Here is a 17,582-nt window from a genome sequence, read left to right as displayed (position 1 = left end):
ACGCGTTCCTCGGCACCCCGTTCCTCGGCTCCCCGTTCACCGCCCTCCCGTTTCCGGTCCCCCCGTTTCCCGGCCCTCTGCCGTCCGGCTGCCCCACCGGTCCGCTCATGCGGTACGGGACCGGGCTGTCCGGGGTTGCGCGCGTAGATGGTCCCCGAGCTGCTCGACGAGTTCGCTCATGTTGTGGCCGACGAGCCCGGCGTCCGCGTCCTCGGCGGTGACGACCGCGAGGTGCGCCCCCTGTCCCGCCTCGACGATGAACAGCACCCCGCCGTAGAACTCCGTCATCGCGGAACGCACCCCTCCGCTGCCGTCCCCGAACTCCATGGACGCGCCGTGCGACAGCGACTGGATCCCGGCGGCGATCGCGGCGAGCTGGTCCGCCTGGTCGACGGTCAGCTCCGGCGTACGGCACAGCTTCAGGCCGTCCCGGGACAGCACGAGCGCGTGCCGGGCACCCGGGGTGCGCTCCAGCAGGCCCTCGATTAGCCAGGCCAGCTTCTCGTCGGCGGTCGTCGGGCCGGGGCCGAGGCCAGTGTCGGTGCCGGTCATCAGGTGAGGTCGCCTTCCGGGTGGGAGGTGGGTGGTGCGGGCTCGGCTTCCGCCGGGGACGGGGCGGCGGGTGCCCCTTCCGGGTACGCGCTGCCCTGGAGGGCCGCCTGGTCCGGCACGACACCCCGCACTGCCTGCCGGAACGTCCCGAAACGCGCCACACGCGCGCGCGTGTCGTCGGGTTCGGGGTCGGGCGGCGCGAGCGGAATGGAGAACCGCGACTCGTCGGCCCGCATCGCCACCCGGGCCCGCTCGGCCTCGGCGAGCGTCTGCCCCCGGCGCCGCTTCGGCAGCACGAGCGAAGGCACGTCCGCGGTGGTGCCCTCCGAGGGCTCGGGCGCGCGGGCGGGGGACTCGTGGGTGGGTACGGGGTCGGGGTCCAGGTCACTGACGGAGGCACGGGAGGCGGCGTAGGACTGCTCGGCGTAGGCCGGGTCCAGGTCCAGGTCTGAGTCCGAGCCCGAGCCCGAGCCCGGGTCTTGGTCCGCGACCGGGTACGTCCGGTCCGGGTAGGCCTGATCCGGATAAGCCCGGCCTTGGTCCTGGTCCTGGTCCGCGTACGCCCGTTCCTCGTACCGCTGGTCCCGGTACGTCTCCGGAGCGGAGGGCACATCCGCGTAGGAGGTCTCCGTGTACGGGCGTTCCGTGTACGTGTCCTGTGCGGAGGCCGTCTCCGCGTAGGAGGTCTCCGGGTACGGCTGCTCCGCGTACGTGTCCCGCGCGGAGGGTGTGTCCGCGTACGACGTCCCCGTGTACGTGTCCCGCGCGGAAGCCGTGTCCACGGCGGAGGCCGCGTCCGCGTACGACGCCTCCCCGTAGGGCCCCTCCGCGTAGGACGTCTCCCCGTAAGACGCCTCCGCGTACGGCCCCTCCGGATACGGCCACTCCGCGTGGGTCTCCTCCGCGTACGACACCCGCGGACGCTGCTCCTCTTCCTCCTGCTGCTGCTCCCTGGAACGCGTCTCCCAGGGCTCACCGGGAGTGGGCACGGGAGCCGGCGGGGCGGAGGGGGCCTCCGATGTCGACGGCGTCGGCGGTGCCGTGCGCACCGGCGGTGTCGGCAGGGGCTCCGCGGGCAGCACGTCCCCGGCCAGGATGTCCTGCGGGATGAGCATCAGGACGCCGGTGCCGCCGCGTGCCGAGGGGCGGAAGGAGACCTTGAGGCCGTACTTGCGGGACAGTCGGCCGACGACCAGCAGCCCGAGACGGGTGCCGGTCAGGCCGCCGAGCCCGAGCCCGAGGGTGTCGGCGCCCCGGCCACCGCCCTTGTCGGCCCTGCCGCCACGTTCACCGCGCTCTCCCCGCTCGCCGTCCTCCCCGGAGACGGCCCGCTCCGCGCGCCGCAACTGCACCTCGCTCATGACGAGGCCGCTGTCCTCGACGGAGACGATGACCCCGGCGGGGACCTCCTCGACGTACACGTGGACCTCGGCGGTCGGCGGCGAGAAGCTCGCGGCGTTGTCGAGGAGTTCGGCGAGCGCGTGCATGACGCCCTCGGCGGCGTGTCCGGCGACGGCGGCGTCGCTGGCGGAGTGCACGCGCACGCGCTGGTACCCGCAGATGCGGCCCATGGCGCCGCGCAGAATCGATTCCATGACGATCGGGCGGGCCCAGCGGCGGCCGGAGCGGGCGCCCGAGAGGACGGCGATCGAGTCGGCGAGACGGCCCGCCTGGGCGGTGCGGTGGTCGAGGTGGAGGAGGTCGGCGACGACGTCGTCGTCCGTGTACCGGTCCTCCATGGCGCGCAGGTCGGCGAGCGTGCTCGTGGCCAGCGCCTGCATACGTCCGGCCGCGTTGGCGGTGGCCGCGAGAGCCGCCGCCCGCTCCTGGCCGGCCCGGCGCAGCTCCTCGGTGAGCCGGGCGTTCTCCTCGGTGAGGAAGGTGATCTCGTACGCCTTGTCCTGCTGGAGCCGGGTGAACTCCTGGGCGGAGGCCTCGGTGAGGCGGGCGCGTTCGCGGGCGAGGTCGTCGGCCACGTGCGCGTGCTCGCGTTCCAGGTCGGCGGCCATCCCGGCGCGTACCTGGTTCAGCTCCTCGGTGAGGCGGGCCCGGTCGTGCAGCAGGCGGCCGGCGTCGTCGGTGACGGTCGTGAGGCGTTCGCGCAGGAGGCGGGAGGTGCCGATGCCGCGCGCCGCCAGGGCGACGGCCGTGCACAGTAGCAGCGTGGCTCCGGCCCCGCCCAGGGCGAGCGGGACGCGCGCCTCGTCCGGGGCCCGGGCCACCGCGCCGGCCACCGCGAGCGCGGCGAGTACGGCGGTGAGCAGCGTGGCGGGCAGGACGGCGCGGCGGGCGGAGCGTTCGCCGGGTTGGCGGGGCGCGGTCATCAAGCGGTCCTCGGTCGGTTCCCGTGCGGTCGGTGTGATCGATCCGCAGGTGATCGATCAGTGAGCGAGAAGTGACTGATGGTGTTCAATTCGCCGTCACTATAGGGGAATTGGTGATCGAAATTGCGGTGTTCGGGTTCGGTCGGCACAAACTGTCCATGCTTCCCGGGTCGCCCTGACCGCATCGGGCGGTCACTGTCAGTGGTGGGATGCATGCTGGGGGCATGACGGATCTTCGGCCGCTGGAGGCGGAACTGCGCGGGACCGTCCGGGGCGAGGTCGATTTCGACGCCACGTCCCGGGCGCTGACCACCATGGACGCGTCGAACTACCGGCGCGTGCCGCTTGGCGTGGTCGCCCCGCGCGACGCGGACGACGTGGCCGCGGTGCTCGCCGTCTGCCGGGCGCACGGCGTGCCGGTGGTCGCGCGCGGCGGAGGCACGTCGATCGCGGGCCAGGCGACGGGAACAGGCGTCGTTCTGGACTTCACCCGGCACATGAACCAACTCCTCTCCCTCAATCACGAGGACCGCACGGCGCTGGTTCAGCCGGGCCTGGTCCTTGATCGCCTCCAGGAGGCCGCCGCCCCGCACGGACTGCGCTTCGGCCCCGACCCGTCGACGCACGGCCGCTGCACGCTCGGCGGCATGATCGGCAACAACTCCTGCGGCCCGCACTCGGTCGCCTGGGGCACGACCGCGGACAGTGTGCGCGAGCTGACGGTGCTCCGCGCGCGCGGCGACCGGCTCCGCCTCGGCCGCGACTGGGCGGGCGCCCCGGAGGGCCTGCGACAGCTGGCGGAGGGCGAGTTGGCCCGGCTGCGCACGGGCTTCCCGCACCTCCCGCGCCGTATCTCGGGGTACGCGCTGGACGCGCTGCTCCCCGAGAAGGGCGCCGACGTCGCCCGCTCCTTCTGCGGCTCCGAGGGCACCCTGGGGATCGTCACGGAGGCGGTCGTCAGCCTGGTCGAGGCCCCCCGCGCGCGTGCGCTGGCCGTGCTGGCGTACGCCGACGAGAGCGCGGCGGCGGAAGCGGCGGCGGGCCTGCTGCCGTACGGCCCGCTGACGGTCGAGGGCATGGCCGCCGACCTGGTCCGCACCGCCACCGACCTGCCCCGGGGCGGGGCCTGGCTGTTCGTGGAGACGGGCGGCGCGGCCGAGGGAGAGGCACGCGCGCGTGCGGAGGCGATCGTGCGCGCGGCGGACGTCATGGACGCCCTCGTGATGTCCGACCCGGCCGGTCAACGCGCCCTGTGGCGCATCCGCGAGGACGCGAGCGGCACAGCGACGCGGATGCCGGACGGCACGGAGGCCTGGCCCGGCTGGGAGGACTGCGCGGTCCCGCCGCCCCGACTGGGCGCGTACCTGCGGGAGTTCAGGGCACTGCTGCGGGCGCACGGCCTCCGGGGCACCCCGTACGGCCATTTCGGCGACGGCTGCATCCATGTACGCATCGACTTCGACCTGCTGACGACCCCCGGGGTGGCCCGCTTCCGCCGCTTCTCGGAGGAGCTGGCGGAGCTGGTGGTGGCGCACGGCGGCTCGCTGTCGGGCGAACACGGCGACGGCCAGGCCCGCGCGGAACTCCTGCCGAAGATGTACGCCCCCGAGGTGATCGCCCTCTTCGAGCGCACGAAGGCCCTCTGGGACCCGGACGACCTCCTGAACCCCGGCATGCTGGTCCGCCCGGCCCGCCTCGACGAGAACCTCCGCTTCGCGGTCCTCCCCCGGCAGCCGGTGGACGTGGCGTTCGGCTACCCGGCGGACGGCGGGAACTTCGCGGCGGCGGTGAGCAGGTGCGTGGGGGTGGCCAAGTGCCGTACGCCCGCGGCGGGTTCGGGAGACTCGGGGGGTACGGACGTGATGTGCCCGTCGTTCCGGGTGACGGGCGAGGAGGAGCACTCCACGCGCGGACGGGCCCGGCTGCTGCACGAGATGCTCGCGGGCGAGGTGATCACGGACGGCTGGCGCTCACAGGAGGTCCACGACGCCCTCGACCTGTGCCTCTCCTGCAAGGGCTGCCGCTCGGACTGCCCGGTCGAGGTCGACATGGCCACGTACAAGGCGGAGTTCCTCCACCACCACTGGGCGGGCCGCCTGCGCCCGGCGGCGCACTACGCGATGGGCTGGCTGCCGGTGTGGCTGGGCGCGGTCGCACGCACGCGTACGGCGCGGCTGGTCAACTCCCTGGCGTCGGTACGGGTGTTGGCGGCACTGGGGAAACGGCTGGGCGGAATCGCGCCGGAGCGGGGGATTCCGGTGCTGGCGGGGGAGACGTTCAGCGGCTGGTGGAGGAAGCGGCTCCGGGCTCGGGGGAAGGCCGGCGGCGACCGGAGGGTGGTGCTGTGGCCGGACACCTTCACGGAACACTTGACGCCGTCGGTGGGGCAGGCGGCGGTACGTGTCCTGGAGGCGGCGGGCCTGGAGGTGGAGCTGCCCCCGACGGGCGGCCGTTCCCGCACCCGGGTCTGCTGCGGCCTGACGTACGTCTCGACGGGCCAACTGGACCGGGCCCGGGCGGTGTTGCGCCGCACGCTGGACACGATGGAACCGGTGCTGGAAGCGGGTACGCCGGTGGTGGTGCTGGAACCGAGCTGCGCGGCGGCCCTGCGCACGGACCTGCCGGAACTGCTGCCCGGGGACCCACGCGCCCGACGGCTGGCGGACGCGGTCCGCACCTTCGCGGAGACCCTGGAACAGCAGGCCCCCGACTGGACCCCGCCCCGCCTGAACCGCCCGACGACCGGCCAGACCCACTGCCACCAGCACGCGGTACTGGGCGACGACCCGGACCGCCGCCTGCGCGAGGCAGCGGGCCTGATGGGCGAACTGACGGGCGGCTGCTGCGGGTTGGCGGGCAACTTCGGCTTCGAGAAGGGCCACTACGAGGTCTCGACGGCCTGCGCGGAGGAACGCCTGCTGCCTGCGGTGCGGGATGCGGGGGAGGGTGCGGTGGTACTGGCGGACGGCTTCTCCTGCCGGACGCAGCTTGAGCAGTTGGCGGGGGTGCGGGGGCGGCATCTGGCGGAGGTGCTGGCGGAGGGATTGAGGGAGGAGGCCGGGGGAGAGGACTGAAGAGGGGACTGAGGAGAGGGCTGCGGAGAGGACTGAGGAGGGGAGTCGGAGCCGGGAGAACCACCCCCGCGCCCGCCGGTCCCGAGGCGGCGGGGTAGCCCGGCCGCCTCCCCTTCCCGCCGATCGTTCGGTGACGTCGGTGTACGTGGGTTCGCATGCGCTTTCTAGTCCACTACTCTGGACGGGAAGGTGCATCGCATTGTACGAAGATCGCGCATAAATCCTGGGAAGGCCGTGTGAAGATGCCCAGCGCTGAGCGTCTGCCCTCGTGGGCTGCCGTCGTCGGACCGGTGGTGTCCGGTTCGGCTCGGCCTGCCGGCGGTCTGCCCGCTGTCGTCGAGCCCGCCCCCGGGGGCTCTCGGGGGCGGCACCGGGGGGCGCGCAAGGGGTGGGGGACCCTCGGGGCCGTCGGGCTCGTGCTGTCCGGCGGGATATCCGTGCAGTTCGGCGGCGCGCTCGCCGTGACCCTGCTGCCCAGGGCCGGCGCCTTCGGGATCGTGACGCTGCGACTCGTGGCCGCCGCCGTGATCATGATGCTCGTCTGCCGCCCCAAGGTGCGCGGATACTCGCGCGGCGACTGGGGAGTGGTCCTCCTCTTCGGCCTCACCATGGCCGCCATGAACGGCCTCTTCTACCAGGCCATCGGCCGCATCCCCCTCGGACCCGCCGTCACCCTGGAGGTGCTCGGCCCCCTCGTCCTGTCCGTCATCGCCTCCCGACGCGCCCTCAACCTCGCCTGGGCCGGGCTCGCCCTCGCCGGTGTCTTCCTGCTCGGTGGGGGCGGCTTCAACACCCTCGATCCCGTAGGGGCCGCCTTCGCGCTCAGCGCCGGTGCCATGTGGGCGGCGTACATCGTCCTGAGTTCCCGTACGGGACGACGGTTCCCCCAGGCCGACGGGCTGGCGCTCGCCATGGTCGTCGCCGCGCTCGCGTTCCTGCCCCTGGGCGTCGTCGAGTCCGGCGGCAGACTGCTCGACCCGACCACCGCGGCACTCGGCGCGGCGGTCGGCGTCCTGTCCTCCGTGCTGCCGTACACCCTCGAACTCCTCGCCCTGCGCCGCCTGCCCGCCTCCACCTTCGCGGTCCTGATGAGCCTCGAACCGGCCGTCGCGGCCGTCGCCGGCTTCCTGATCCTGAACCAGGCACTCTCGGTCCCCGAGTCCCTCGCGATCTCCCTGGTCATCGTGGCGAGCATGGGCGCGGTGCGGACCCAGGTACGCCGGAAGAGGGACCCGGCCGGTACCGACGACGGGTCGGCCGGACCGCCCTCGTTGCCCGCGCCGCGCAGACCACTTGAGCTGGAGGCCTAGGAGCGGCTGCCCTACTCCTCGATGTCCAGCGCCGTCCCGTACAGCAGGCCTACCTTCAGACGGATCACCAGTCTCCGCTCGGCCACCTGCCGCTCCAGGAACGCCTGTTCGTCGTCCAGTCCGGCCGCCGCCGGGACGATCCCCAGCAACTCCCGGCCCACCGCGTCCCCCGGCACCGTCGTGATCCCCGACGCCTCCGCCTCGCCCTCCGCGACGGCGAACGACCAGACATCGCCGCCCGGCACATGCAGCGCCGCACGCGGGTCGCGGCGCAGGTGCCTGACCTTGACCCGGTCCGCCGTGGTGGAGAAGCGGAGGGTTCGGGTGTCCGGGTCCCAGCTGTAGGCCATGGTGGTCAAGTGGGGGTGGCCGCTGCGCTTGTTGGTGGCCAGCGTGCCGAACTGGTGCTTGGCCAGGAGGTCGGAGAGCGCTTCGTCGGACAGGACGCGGGGTGCGGGGCCTTGGGTCATGGATGGGGTAACTGCCCGTCCTGGGCCCCGCATTCCACGGGGACGGCTTCAATCGGCCGGTGCCGGGCTCGGGCTCGGATTCGGTGGCCCTGGCGGTGCCGGTACCGCGAACAGGCGGAGTTGCAGCGCCAGCGTGCCGTAGTAGCCGACGAGCGTGGACAGTTCGAAGAGGGTACGTTCGTCCAGGGCGCCCCGAGCCCGCTCGTACTCCTCGTCGGTCAGCGTGCCGCCCGCGTCGACCAGCGTGCGGGTGAGTTCCCAGGCCGCGTGTTCCAGGGGGTCCGTGAAGCCGGGGTCGGCTCCCTCGCGCAGGGCCAGCAGTTCGGGTTCCGTCAGGCCGACCGCCGCGCCGACCCGTTCGTGGGCGTGACGCTCGAAGGCGCTGTCCCAGGACGCGGCCACCACCAGGATCGCCATCTCCCTTGTGCGGGCCGGTAGTTGTGAGGCGTATCTGATCGCCGCCCCCAGCTCCTGGAGAGCCCTCCCCAGCTCGGGGCTCAGCAGCATCGCGTTGAACGGGCCGTGCAGCCGCCCCTCGGCGTCGGTCAGCGCGAAACTCTGCGGGCCTCTCGCCCGGGGGCCGCCGGTGATCGTCGCGTGCAACTTCCTTTGGGTGTCGGTCAGTTCCACAGGCGCAAGGCGACGAAGGCGGGGGGTGCTCATCGGGAGCCGATCTCCTCGGCCAGGGACGCCAAGTCCTCGTCCGTGGCCAGACGGCCCTCCGCTCTCATCAACTCACGTGCCCTTGCCAGGAGTTCATCGACCTGCGTGGGCGTGAGGTCGTTGGTGCCCAGCTCCGCCATCCGGTCGGCCAGGGTGTAGGGGCCGCTGTCCGGTGTGAAGGGGATCCTGCGTTCGTTGCCCACCAGAGCGGGCTCCAGGCAGTTGTGCAGCAGGGAGTCGATCTCCGTCTCCTGGGTGATGAGGTCCATGCCGCCCCAGCAGAAGGCGTGCGTGCCCGTCACCGGGTGGTTCCAGGCCGTCTCGTATCCCGTCAACCGCTCCGCCGTGCGCGCCAGTTGTGTCAGGGACTCCGTCCGGATCCCCGTGCGTACGCCGTACAGCGCCTCGAAGGCCAGCGCGGTGGCCGCCAGGTCGGCGTTGCCGGGGCCGCCGCAGTAGCCGTTGACCGACAGTTCCACGGCGCCGGCGCCTGCCTGGACCGCGGTCACCGCGCAACCGACCGCCAGGCCGAAGGTGTTGTGCGGATGCAGGCCAACCTCGACCCCGGGGGCCAGTTCACGCGTGCGGCGGACCAGGTGGCCGTACGCCTCCGGGGTCAGTGCGCCCGGGCCGTCGAACAGGGTCAGTTCGGTGGCCCCCGCCCCGGCGAGCACGTTGACCGACTCCGCGTGGCTCTCCTCCGTGGCGTACGACACCATCAGCAGCGGGACGATCACGTCCAGGCCGACCGACCTGGCGTGGGTGACCAGGGCAACCGCCCTCTCCAGTACGGCACTTCGGTCGCGCGGGGTCTCCGGGCGCCGCCACTCCTCGCCCCGCCACGCGGCGGCGTACACCGCGGGCTGGTAGATCAGCGACGTCTCGCCGAAGCCCTGCACCCACACCTGCACGGCGTCGTAACCGGCCGCCGCCGCACGGTCGATGTCCGCCGGGGAGCGCATCAGCGGGCAGACCAGCCGGCAGTCCTCGTTCTCGCCCTTGGCCAGGGCGATCTCGGCCTTCAGGGCGTCGTCGTCGCGTCCGGCCAGTCCGGCGGTGACGACCTCCGGTACGCCCGTTCCTACCAACTGCCTGAGAAACTCCGCCTTTTGCGGCGCCGAGGCCGTGACTCCCGGCAGGGTCTCCATCGAGCGCAGGGTCGCGTCCCGCAGCCGTACCGACTCCGGCGGTGAACCGACCACGTCCGTAAGGCGGTTGAGCGGGCTCACCGACCAGCGGCCGGGCTCGTACGCGCCCGGCGCCCGGCGTGCGGCGAGTTCGGCGCGGAAGCGGGCGACCTCCTCGGGGGTGAACACGGGCGGCTTCTGCATCGGCGTCCCTCCGGGCGCGGGGCTGGTGTGCGCACTCCCTATCCAAGCTCTCTGTCGACACCAATGGCAATACTCCCGCCTGTTCTCGCTCACAGCTCCCTCGATGTTTACTTTCTGTCGACACTTGGCTAAGACTGTCGGCAGGTTCCGAGGCCGACAGACCAGGGAGACTCCTGTGATCCAAGACGCGCCAGACGCCCACCCCGACAGGCCGCGCGGTGCGCCGCCGGGGCGGCTCGCTGGGAAGGTCGCCGTCGTCAGTGGCGCCGGCAGTGTCGGGCCCGGGTGGGGCAACGGCCGGGCCACCGCCGTGATCTTCGCCCGGGAAGGCGCGGCCGTTCACCTGACCGACCGGGACAAGGACGCGCTGGAGGAAACCGCGCGGCAGATCCGCGACGAGGGCGGCAGCGTCCGTACCCAACTGCTCGACGTCACCGAACCCGCAGCCGTCCAGGCCTACTTCGAGGAGTGCGAACGCCTCGCCGGCCGGATCGACATCCTCGTCAACAACGTCGGCGGCTCGCTGCCCGGCGGCGCGGTCGAGCTGAGCCTGGCGGACTGGGACAGCCAGCTGCGCACCAACCTCACCAGCGCGTTCCTCGCCTGCAAGTACGTCATCCCGGCGATGCGGCGCGGCGGCGGAGGGGCCATCGTCAACACCGCGTCCTGCTCCGGGCTGCGCTGGACCGGCGCGGGGCAGGTCGGGTACGCGTCGGCGAAGGCGGCGGTCATCCAGCTGTCCCGGGTCACCGCCGTGCAGTACGGGCCCGAGGGCATCCGCGTGAACACCGTCGTCCCGGGGCAGTTGCACACCCCGATGGTCGAGGCCCGCCTCGCCGGGCAGCGCGCGGGCGGGGACGTGGCGAAGCTGCTCGCCCAGCGGCAGGCCCGTATCCCGCTCGGCTTCATGGGCGACGGCCGCGACACGGCGTACGCGGCACTGTTCCTGGCGTCCGACGAGGCGCGGTTCGTCACCGGTACGGAGATCGTGGTCGACGGCGGAATGACGGCACGCTGTGACTGAGCCGACCGTCCAGCCGCTGTCGGCACTTCAGCACGTGCCCGCCGCCCAGGCCACCGCAAAGCCCGCTGCTCAAGCGGCTGTTCACCCCGCAGCCCAGACCGCAGCCCAGACCGTCGCCGTACAGCCCCAGGTCGCCGTACAGTCCGTCGCCCCGGCCCCCTCGCCCGGCTGCCCGCCCCCGCACCCCTCCCCGCGCACGCCCAAGCTCCGGCTCCCGCCCGGCAGTTGCGACGCCCACTGTCACATCTTCGGTCCGGCCGACGTCTTCCCGTACGCGCCCGACCGCACCTTCACGCCGTACGACGCCCCCAAGGAGCAACTGCACTCCCTGCACAGGCACTTGGGCGTCACCCGGGCAGTCGTCGTGCAGTCCTCCTGTCACGGGTACGACCATCGCGTGCTGCTGGACGCCCTGGCGGGCGGGGGCGGGCGGCTGCGCGGGGTCGCCCTGGTCGGTGAGCGGACCGGCCGCGCCCAGGTCGAGGAGCTGCACCGGGCCGGCGTACGGGCCTTCCGGCTCAACTTCCTTCCCCACCTGCGGACTCCGCCGACCCGAGCCGAGATCGACACCGTCCTCGAACGCGTCGACGGCCTCGGCTGGGCGGCCCAACTCCATGTGCGGGGCGAGGAGATCGCCGTACTGGAGAGCCTCGTACGAGCCCTGCCGGGACGTGTGGTCGTCGATCACATCGGGCGGGTCGATCTCGCCGCCGGTCGCGACGGACCGGCGCTGCGCACTCTGCGCGCGCTGCTCGACACCGGGCAGGTGTGGGTCAAGGTCAGTGGTGTGGACCGGATTTCGCGGCAGGGGCCGCCCTATGCCGACGCCGTCGGACTCGCCGCCTCGCTGGTCGCCCACGCGCCCGAGCGGGTGGTGTGGGGGACCGACTATCCGCACGTCAACATCGTCGGCGACGCGCCCGACGACGGGCTGCTCGTCGACCTCGTTGAGCGGATCGCCCCGGACCCGGCGCACCTCAGACGGCTGCTGATCGACAACCCGGCGGAGCTGTACGACTTTCCAGCTCATTAGTGTCGGCAGATACACAGAATCTTTGAATGTCGGACCCCTTGAACGCAAAAAGTGTCGACAGTACTGTCCCGATTCCTACCTTCGTGAGGAAGAGCCGTTCCATGAAGAGAAACGCAGGGCGTCCCGCCCTCCTCGCCGCCACCGCCACCGCCGTCGTCCTGTCCATGGCCACCGCGTGCGGCGGGGAGGCCGCGACCGCGACCACCGCCGACGGCAAGCCGAAGATCACCGTGCTGCGGTCCAACGGCGCGATCTTCGAACCGCTCTACATCGCCGAGCAGCAGGGGTACTTCGAGGACGCGGGGCTCGACGTCACCATCAAGGCCGGTGCGCAGGACACCTCGCAGAACGCGCCCTCCGTCCTCAACGGCGAGGCCCAGTTCGCGATGACCGACAGCTCCGGCTTCCTCAAGGGCGCCGCCCAGGACATGCCGATCCGCATCGTGACCGGTCTGCAGTCCGCGACGACGAAGACCGACCCCACCGACGGTCTGCTGGTGAAGAAGGACAGCGCGATCACGTCGTTCGCCGATCTCGAAGGCAGGACGGTCGGCATCTCGGCGCTCGGCGGGACCATCCAGTTCATCTGCGAGTACCTCGTGCAGAAGGACGGCGGCGACCCGTCGAAGGTCAAGTTCGTCGCCCTGCCCACGACTTCGCTCACCGACGCGGCCACCTCCGGCAAGACGGACGCGATCTTCTCCTTCGGCCCGTTCTACTTCGCCGCAAAGGACAGCGGCCTGCGCTCGGTCGGCAACGGCATGAACGACCTGCCCGGCATGGTCCAGGGCGTCCTCTTCTCCAGCGAGGAGTACCTGTCCGCGAACGCCGGCACCGCGAAGAAGTTCATCGACGCCGTCGCCAAGGCGATCACCTACGCCAACGCCAACCCCGAGGCGGTCAAGGCGATCGACAAGAAGTACACCCAGGTACCGGCCGAGTTCATCGACGCGCACGACATCAACTTCTACGACAAGAGCCTCGACACGACGGTGATGCGCACGGTGATCACCAAGATGCACGAGTTCGATCTGCTCGACAAGGAGCCGGCGGACGACGCCGTGTACTGGGACCAGGCGCCGACCGTCACCGGCGATGAGTAACCCGATGGGGAGGGTACGGCTCCTGCAACTCGGCGCCCTGGCAGCCGTACTGGCGCTGTGGGCGCTCATCGCGGCGCTGGGCGTGGTGAGTTCGACCGCGCTGCCCGGACCGGCCTCCGTCGCCGCCGAGTTCACCGACCTGGTCGGCGGCGGGACCTTCTGGCAGGCCGTCGGCGACACCCTGCGCGGCGCGGTGACCGGACTGGTCGTCGCCGTCGCCGTCGGCATCCCGGTGGGCCTGGTGACCGGGGTGTACGCGGCGGCCGAGGAGTCCTCACGGCTGCTGACGGAGATCCTGCGGTCCTTCCCGGTGATCGCCCTGCTGCCGGTGTTCCTGCTGGTCCTGGGCTCAACTCCGGGCATGAAGGCGACAGTTGTCTTCATCGCCTGCGTGTTCCCGGTCCTGCTGCAAGCCCAGTACGGCGCCCGCAGCGTGACTCCGGCGGTCCACGAGACCGTACGGTCCTACCGCGTCCCCCGCCTGCTCCGCTTCCGCCGGGTGATCCTGCCCGGCGCGGTCCCGTCGATCATGACGGGACTGCGGCTGGCCGCGACCACCTCCGTGCTGGTGGCGATCGGCGTCGAGGTCCTCACGACCCTGCCGGGCATCGGCCACATGATCATGGAGTCCCAGCAGGCGGGCGTATCGGCACGGGCGTACGCCTACATCCTCACCGCCGGTGCCATCGGCTACGCGATCACCATGCTGGCGCAGCTCGCCGAACACCGGCTGCTGCGCTGGCGACCGCCCACGCACCCCGGAGGGGAGTAGCCGGATGAACCCCACGACCTGGACCTTCTGGCAGCCGCTCCTGCGCCGACTCTGGCTCCCCGCCCTGGTGTTCGCGGTCCTGCTGGTCGCCACGGCGGGCAGCACCAGCTTCTACTTCCCGCCCCTGACCGAGGTCCTCGGCGTGCTGTGGACCGAACTGCTGCACGGCGGACTGGTCGGCGACCTGTGGTTCAGCCTCCGCAACATCGTCCTCGGCCTGGCCCTCGCCACGGTCGTCGGCGTCGGCGCGGGCCTCGTCATCGGCGAGATCCGCACCCTGCGCCTGGCCACCGGCCCCCTGCTCGACTTCGCCCGCGCCACCCCGACCGTCGGCTTCGTGCCCGTCATCATCCTCACCCTGGGCATCGGCTCCGGCCCCAAGGTCTTCCTGATCTTCCTGGGTTCGGTGTGGCCGATCCTCCTCAACACCGTCAGCGGAGTACAGGCGATCGGCCCGGCGGTCCACGAGACCGCACGCGGCTACCGCATCCCCTGGCAACTGCGGCTGCGCCGGGTCACCTTGCCCGGCGCGCTGCCGCAGATCCTGGCCGGCATCCGGGTCGCGCTGTCGATCGCCGTCGTCCTGATGGTGGTCAGCGAGATCTACGGATCACCGGTCGGGCTCGGCAACTTCATCCTGCAGAGCGGGTCCAGCTTCCATGTCGCCGAGACCTGGGCGGGCACGATCCTGATCGGCGTCCTCGGCTACCTGCTGAGCGTGCTGCTCCTGCTCGTCGAACACGCCCTGCTGGGCTGGTACCACCAACGGGCACCACGCGCACGACGAGCGGTGCGCCCGCCAACTCCCCCCGCGCACAAGCCCGCCACGGAACGCGCCACGAGCAACGGAGTCGTCGTATGACACGCGGATCCAGCCTGCACGTCGAGAACGTAGGCATGAGCTTCGGGCGGGGCACACAGGAACACCGGGTGCTGGGCGGACTGTCGCTGCGGGTGGACCCGGGGGAAGTGGTGTGCGTCGTCGGCCCCTCGGGCGCGGGCAAGACGACACTGCTGCGCTGCCTGGCCGGCCTCACCCCGCCCTCCGAAGGGACCGTGCGCTACGGGGAGTTGCCGCTGACGGCCCCGCACGCCGACATCGCGGTCGTCTCGCAGGACTACCGCGGCTCCCTGCTCCCCTGGATGCGGGTGTGGGACAACGTCGCCTTCCCGCTCCAGGGCCGGGGCGTGAAGAAGGCGGTACGGCGGCAGCGGGCGGCCGAGTGCCTGGAGGCGGTCGGGCTGTCGAATGTCGGGGAGAAGTACCCCTGGCAGCTGTCCGGCGGCATGCAGCAGCGGGTCGCCATCGCACGCGGACTGGCCTACGACGCCCCGGTGTTGCTGATGGACGAGCCGTTCGGCTCGGTCGACGCCCAGTCCCGCTTCGACCTGGAGGATCTCACCCTGGAGCTGCGCGGTCGCCTGGGCATCACGGTGGTCGTGGTCACGCACGACATCGACGAGGCCGTCTACCTCGGCGACCGGGTCGTCGTCCTGGGCGGCAGACCCACGGCGGTCCTGGAGACCCTGACGATCCCCCTGGGCACCGACCGCGACCAGCTCACCACCCGCGCGGACCCCCGGTTCACCGAACTGCGTACCCGAGTGCTGTCCCGCATCAGAGGCGAACGCACCCCGGACCAGCCGGACTTGACGGAGTCGGTCGCCCACTAGGCCCACCCCCACCACTAGACCCACCCCCCCCACCTTCCCCCTTCACGCCTTTCTCCCGGCTGACGCCAAGCGTCGCTTCCCCCTGCCCAAAAACCCATCCAATCCTGGGAGTTCACAGTGCTGCGCACCAACATCAGCTACCGGTCCCGCAATCGCGCCCTCCTCGTGGCGGTCGCCGGACTGCTGGCGCCGCCGGTCCTCGCACCGGCCACCGCCCGTGCCGCCGCCGCCGACACGATCACCGTCGCGGCGGGGGAGACCCTGACGCTCACCGAGACCACCACGGCGGGTGCGCTCGTCATCGAGGAGGGCGGTGCCATCGCCGTCCCGGACGGCCACAGCCTCAGCCTCACCGTCAACGGGGTGGAGACCGGCAGCGAGCTGGCCGAACTCACCGACGGCTACGGCGGGGTGGCGACCGCCATCGCGGCAGGCACCTACTCCGGAACGGTCGTCCTGACCGTCGCCGAGGCCACCGACGTCGCCTACGACGACCTCACCTTCCCCTTCCGCCAGGCCCTGTACGTGGACGCCGACGGCGTGGACGAGGCCAAGTCGGTCCCGTCGGCGGTCCTCGGCGGCACCGTCACCGACACGGGCGCGAGCGACATCCGGCTGCTGTCGGACGGCGAGGCGTTCAACGGCGTGTACGTCGCGGGCGGCGGCACCTACACGCTCACGAACCCGCAGGTGGCGTACGTCGGCAACGGCCGCTGCGACTTCGCAGGTTACGGCGCCGCCATCGTCGGCACGGGGGCGGGTACGACCCTCGTCGTGGACGGCGCGACCGTCAGCAACGAGGGCGTGGTCCGTACCGCCGTCATCGCCGACGCCACCGCCAACGTCGTCGTCAAGAACTCCACGCTGCACTGCGCCGACGGCACCGTCCCGGCCGAGTACCCGTCCGCCGGCACCGGTGACACCCGGTACATGATCACCGTCCCGTGGATGCTGGGCCTGTCCGGCAACGTCCGTACGACCAACCTGCTCGGCGCGAGCACCAAGCTGTCCTTCGTCAACTCCTCGATCTCCTCGGAGAAATGGGGTGCCCTCTCGGTCGACGGCGGCAGCTACTGCACGCTCACCGCGATCAACAGCAGCATCGCCAACACGGGCGGCCAGGGCTACGGCTCGTACGCCATCGGCAACGTCACCGAACACTTCCTCGGCTGCGCCTTCGACGTAGGCGACTACGCCCTCATCCACTGGGGCGCCTCGGCCCACTACGGCGACAGCACCGCGGACGCGGTGGCCGACCTGAACGACTCGCTAGAACTCGGCCTCACCAGCGCCGAGTTGAGCGCCCTCCCCGAACGCTCGACGGTCATCAACTCCGGCCGCTTCATGGTCCTCTGGTACGCGGCCGGGTCGGTCACCATCGACGGCGGCACCCAGGTCAACACCGGCGAGACGGCGTTCATGTGCAAGGCGGTCGCGGGCACCGTCACGGCCGACGGCTCCGACGGCGCGACCATCAACCCCGGCAACGGAGTCGTCTTCCAGCTGATGGACTCCGACCGGCCGAGCAGCGTCACGGTCTCCGGCAAGGCATGGAAGACGGAGACGATAGGCACGTACACCGAACCGACCGGCACCCCCACCAAGTCCTCGTCCTGGACGACGACTTCGTCCCAGTCCACCGACGCGAAGGGCACCTTCACGGACATCGCCCTGACCGGCGACTTCTACAACTCGGTCCGGGGTGGCGGCAACGCGAGCATCCAGGGCCAGAACCTGTCCCTGTCCTTCACCCGCTCGACGGTCGAGGGCATCATCTCCGCGTCCACCGCCAAGCACACCGTCTCGACGATCACCTCCACGGAGTACCGCGAGATCAGCGAGGTCACCAACACCCCCGGCGCGGTGGTGAACAACGGCGTCCTGGTCACCCTGGGCTCCGGCACGACCTGGACGGTGACCGGCACGTCGTACCTGAGCGCCCTCACCCTGGCGAGCGGGGCCACCATCCAGGCCCCCACCGGCAAGACGGCAACCCTGACGGTCAACGGCACGACCACCGCCATCACGGCGGGCACCTCCTACACGGGCGCGATCACCCTGACGGTCGCCTGACACCCCAACACAAGGACCGGCCCCCGGAATTGGATGCGAACCGATTCCCGGGGGCCGGAGTTCTTGGGTTTGGAGGAAGGGAGCAACTTCTCAACAGGGCGCAGGGGTACGTACCTAGGGGCGCGGGGAACTGCGCGACCAGCCCCCACCGACCCGCATCCGACCAACTACCCCCACCA

The 17,582-nt window shown here is 71.6% G+C and carries 14 protein-coding genes; 9 read left to right on the top strand and 5 right to left on the bottom strand.

The genetic code is table 11. From position 1 onward, the window contains the following. Nucleotides 1-105 precede the first annotated feature (105 nt). Both CW359_RS28110 and CW359_RS28105 read right to left on the bottom strand, forming a co-directional pair. The gene (locus CW359_RS28110) at nucleotides 106-552 is read right to left on the bottom strand and encodes a roadblock/LC7 domain-containing protein (RefSeq protein WP_105972947.1); all 447 of its coding nucleotides are present in this window, start codon (nucleotides 550-552) and stop codon (nucleotides 106-108) included. Then, nucleotides 552-2,876 (bottom strand): ATP-binding protein, encoded by a 2,325-nt coding sequence (locus tag CW359_RS28105; protein ID WP_105972946.1) that lies wholly within the window; start codon nucleotides 2,874-2,876, stop codon nucleotides 552-554. The genes CW359_RS28110 and CW359_RS28105 overlap by 1 nt, the downstream gene beginning before the upstream one ends. Before the next feature lie 224 nt (nucleotides 2,877-3,100). Here CW359_RS28105 and CW359_RS28100 point away from each other — a divergent pair, with 224 nt between their 5' ends. Both CW359_RS28100 and CW359_RS28095 read left to right on the top strand, forming a co-directional pair. Beyond that, nucleotides 3,101-5,950 (top strand): FAD-binding and (Fe-S)-binding domain-containing protein, encoded by a 2,850-nt coding sequence (locus CW359_RS28100; RefSeq protein WP_105972945.1) that lies wholly within the window; start codon nucleotides 3,101-3,103, stop codon nucleotides 5,948-5,950. A gap of 242 nt (nucleotides 5,951-6,192) precedes the next feature. Beyond that, entirely contained in the window at nucleotides 6,193-7,260 is a 1,068-nt protein-coding gene (locus tag CW359_RS28095) for an EamA family transporter (protein ID WP_105972981.1), read from the top strand. An 11-nt stretch (nucleotides 7,261-7,271) separates the two neighbouring features. On the opposite strand, the gene CW359_RS28090 is transcribed toward CW359_RS28095, so the two are convergent. Genes CW359_RS28090 through CW359_RS28080 form a run of 3 tightly spaced genes read right to left on the bottom strand, consistent with a single transcriptional unit; the run spans nucleotide 7,272 to nucleotide 9,724 of the window. Continuing rightward, nucleotides 7,272-7,730, bottom strand: a complete 459-nt coding sequence (locus CW359_RS28090; RefSeq protein ID WP_105972944.1) for a pyridoxamine 5'-phosphate oxidase family protein — start codon at nucleotides 7,728-7,730, stop codon at nucleotides 7,272-7,274. A 48-nt stretch (nucleotides 7,731-7,778) separates the two neighbouring features. Beyond that, the gene (locus CW359_RS28085; protein ID WP_105972943.1) at nucleotides 7,779-8,393 is read right to left on the bottom strand and encodes a carboxymuconolactone decarboxylase family protein; all 615 of its coding nucleotides are present in this window, start codon (nucleotides 8,391-8,393) and stop codon (nucleotides 7,779-7,781) included. Continuing rightward, nucleotides 8,390-9,724 (bottom strand): hypothetical protein, encoded by a 1,335-nt coding sequence (locus CW359_RS28080; protein ID WP_105972942.1) that lies wholly within the window; start codon nucleotides 9,722-9,724, stop codon nucleotides 8,390-8,392. Before CW359_RS28080 ends, CW359_RS28085 begins: the two co-directional genes overlap by 4 nt. 175 nt (nucleotides 9,725-9,899) lie before the next feature. Between CW359_RS28080 and CW359_RS28075 the strand changes: the two genes are divergently transcribed. From CW359_RS28075 to CW359_RS28045, 7 genes are all read left to right on the top strand, one after another. Then, nucleotides 9,900-10,748, top strand: a complete 849-nt coding sequence (locus CW359_RS28075) for an SDR family NAD(P)-dependent oxidoreductase (protein ID WP_232838632.1) — start codon at nucleotides 9,900-9,902, stop codon at nucleotides 10,746-10,748. Further along, complete coding sequence (locus CW359_RS28070; RefSeq protein WP_232838631.1) at nucleotides 10,741-11,781, top strand: amidohydrolase family protein; 1,041 nt, start codon at nucleotides 10,741-10,743, stop codon at nucleotides 11,779-11,781. The genes CW359_RS28075 and CW359_RS28070 overlap by 8 nt, the downstream gene beginning before the upstream one ends. Nucleotides 11,782-11,882: 101 nt before the next feature. Next, nucleotides 11,883-12,884 carry an ABC transporter substrate-binding protein gene (locus tag CW359_RS28065; RefSeq protein ID WP_157968648.1) on the top strand — a complete coding sequence of 334 codons (1,002 nt, stop codon included), beginning with the start codon at nucleotides 11,883-11,885 and terminating at the stop codon, nucleotides 12,882-12,884. Continuing rightward, a complete protein-coding gene (locus CW359_RS28060; protein WP_105972939.1) occupies nucleotides 12,877-13,656 on the top strand; it encodes an ABC transporter permease in 780 nt (259 codons plus the stop codon). The genes CW359_RS28065 and CW359_RS28060 overlap by 8 nt, the downstream gene beginning before the upstream one ends. Nucleotides 13,657-13,660: 4 nt before the next feature. Further along, nucleotides 13,661-14,518 (top strand): ABC transporter permease, encoded by an 858-nt coding sequence (locus CW359_RS28055; protein ID WP_105972938.1) that lies wholly within the window; start codon nucleotides 13,661-13,663, stop codon nucleotides 14,516-14,518. Continuing rightward, a complete protein-coding gene (locus CW359_RS28050; protein ID WP_105972937.1) occupies nucleotides 14,515-15,330 on the top strand; it encodes an ABC transporter ATP-binding protein in 816 nt (271 codons plus the stop codon). Before CW359_RS28055 ends, CW359_RS28050 begins: the two co-directional genes overlap by 4 nt. A gap of 117 nt (nucleotides 15,331-15,447) precedes the next feature. Next, nucleotides 15,448-17,403 carry a hypothetical protein gene (locus CW359_RS28045; protein WP_232838630.1) on the top strand — a complete coding sequence of 652 codons (1,956 nt, stop codon included), beginning with the start codon at nucleotides 15,448-15,450 and terminating at the stop codon, nucleotides 17,401-17,403. Nucleotides 17,404-17,582 lie beyond the last annotated feature (179 nt).

This window comes from Streptomyces geranii (assembly GCF_002954775.1).
Taxonomy (GTDB): Bacteria; Actinomycetota; Actinomycetes; order Streptomycetales; family Streptomycetaceae; genus Streptomyces; species Streptomyces geranii.
This window is presented reverse-complemented; position numbering and strand designations above follow the sequence as displayed.